At 49.5% G+C, this 1,963-nt stretch carries 2 protein-coding genes; both read left to right on the top strand.

All coding sequences use genetic code 11. From position 1 onward, the window contains the following. Positions 1 to 418 precede the first annotated feature (418 nt). On the top strand, positions 419 to 973 hold the full coding sequence (locus V6D20_10320; GenBank protein ID HEY9816175.1) for a protoglobin domain-containing protein: 555 nt from the start codon (positions 419 to 421) through the stop codon (positions 971 to 973). Positions 974 to 1,434: 461 nt separating this feature from the next. Next, on the top strand, positions 1,435 to 1,963 hold a 529-nt coding region (locus V6D20_10325; protein HEY9816176.1), incomplete at its 3' end, for a hypothetical protein.

The raw sequence follows: 1,963 nt of genomic DNA on the forward strand, positions 1-1,963 counted from the left end.
AAACCAACAATCAATATAACGATTAGGCAATATAGCTTAAGCGAATCTCACCTAATCTTGAGCTTCAGCCAGGCCACTATCTACCACCAGTCATCGCGTCTCCATGCGATCGCTCCCTCTTACCTAAACTTACCTCAACAATCAGCCCAAAGGATCATGACACCTAAACGATCTCTACTAGCTAGAATTTGCAAGAGCATTGCCGTTAAGCTCTATCTTGGAGCTGACACAAAACAACACCTTTTAGCACTGCTTAGGAACTTGTCATACTTGATACGTCCTTAACTCAACAAGTATGAAGATACGTTTCATGTTTTGGCAAAATGAAAACCTAAGTAGTCCTCCGGAGTGTTTACCGCTCAAAACTTGGTAGAACAAGGGAAGGTAATGTACCAGGAATTAGTTAGGGGCAAAGATTATGGCATTAGATCCTCATCAATTCATGAGCAAGATGTCGAGCCGGATTGGATTTAGCACTGAAGATAGAGATTTGTTAAAAAATAATGCGGACTGGGGCTTAAAAGTTGCACCGGACATGGCAGATTGTTTCTATGCCTATTTAGGGCGTGATGAAGAAATGAACACGATTCTTAATGCAACGGAGGGGAGAATTCACCGTCTTCGAGAAACGTTTGTGGAGTGGTTCCATGAAATGTTTACAGGCATGGATGATTGGGGCGACGCCTATGCCGATCGCCGCTGGCGCATTGGGCTGATTCACGTTCGCATTGGCATCGGGCCGCAGCATGTGGTGCCAGCTATGGCGACTGTGGTGCACGAAGTTGGCCAACAACTCAAAGCTGAAGGTAAGTCTGAGGAACTGAAGGAAGCTCTTGGCAAAATCTGCATGATTGACCTGACGTTTATTGAGCAAGCCTATATCGAAGTCTCTGCCGCCGCTGTTTTGAAGGAAACGGGCTGGACAGAAGGGTTGTTCAAGCGACTCATCAGCACGGGCGCAAATTCTATGTAGGTCACCGTAGATCACCGTCCACAGAGTCCTGTTGTACTATCAAATTCGATTAGACCTGCTATTCATTCAAGTCTGTGGCAGCACCTAGGTGTCTGGAGCACTTTTGCCAAGGGGGCAGTGAAGCGGGGGATCGAAAGCAGGATGCCCCAGCGAGGAACATTCCACTGGACTTGATGATAAGTGCAGGGAGCGATCGCCCTCTGTACCTTGAGGTAGCCAATCTAGGGATGGTGCTGAACGTACGCAGCATCCCTAGATTTTGCTTAGGTAGCCCGTATTACACACCTTTAACCAAATCTCTACCCGACAGAAGATGGCGATCGCTTCTCAGGCAACCCTGTTGATGGACTCAGGAAAGACTCATCTATCGATCGAGCAGTCGTTTACACTCAGAAACGTGGTGCCCACCGGCCCATGCTGTCGGATCAAAGCAGGGACTGCCCTGATCACGCTTGAAGATCATGCCTGAGATGTTGATAGATAATCCTGTAGACTGCCACGACTGGCTCGTAATCAACGATGGAACCTGCCAAGCCTGCGAGGTGCCTTCCGTCCCCGACTCCCCCGTTGAGCCCTATCGCCTCTACCGATTTCTCACCGACCTAGAAGATATCCTCCACGCCACACCAGATGACACCCAGCGCTTGGTGCAGATCTATCCCCTTGTGCGGCGATTGCTCACCAGTTCCTATTGGCTCCAGCTAGAGTTTGTCAATCCTCCTGTCAAGCCGGGTTGGTCGGTGCGATCGCTCTATAAAGAACATGACTTTCTACTCACCCTGCAAATGGTGGCTTGGCTGCCGGGGAATGTGTCACCCATCCACAACCATGGCGCTTGGGGCGTGGTGGCGCTGATTGGTGGACAGGAGAAAAATCAATTTTGGCAGCGATCGCCCACTCCCCAGCATCCCGATCGCATTCGGTTGATCGGTGAGAAAATCTTTCATCCAGGCGATATTGTCGGCTTTTTGCCCGATGCGATTCATAACG

This window comes from Candidatus Obscuribacterales bacterium (genome assembly GCA_036703605.1).
Classification (GTDB): Bacteria; Cyanobacteriota; Cyanobacteriia; order RECH01; family RECH01; genus RECH01.

Coding starts and splice junctions, on each gene's coding strand:
- V6D20_10320 (HEY9816175.1), top strand. CDS start 419: ATGGCATTAGATCCTCATCAATTCATGAGCAAGATGTCGAGCCGGATT.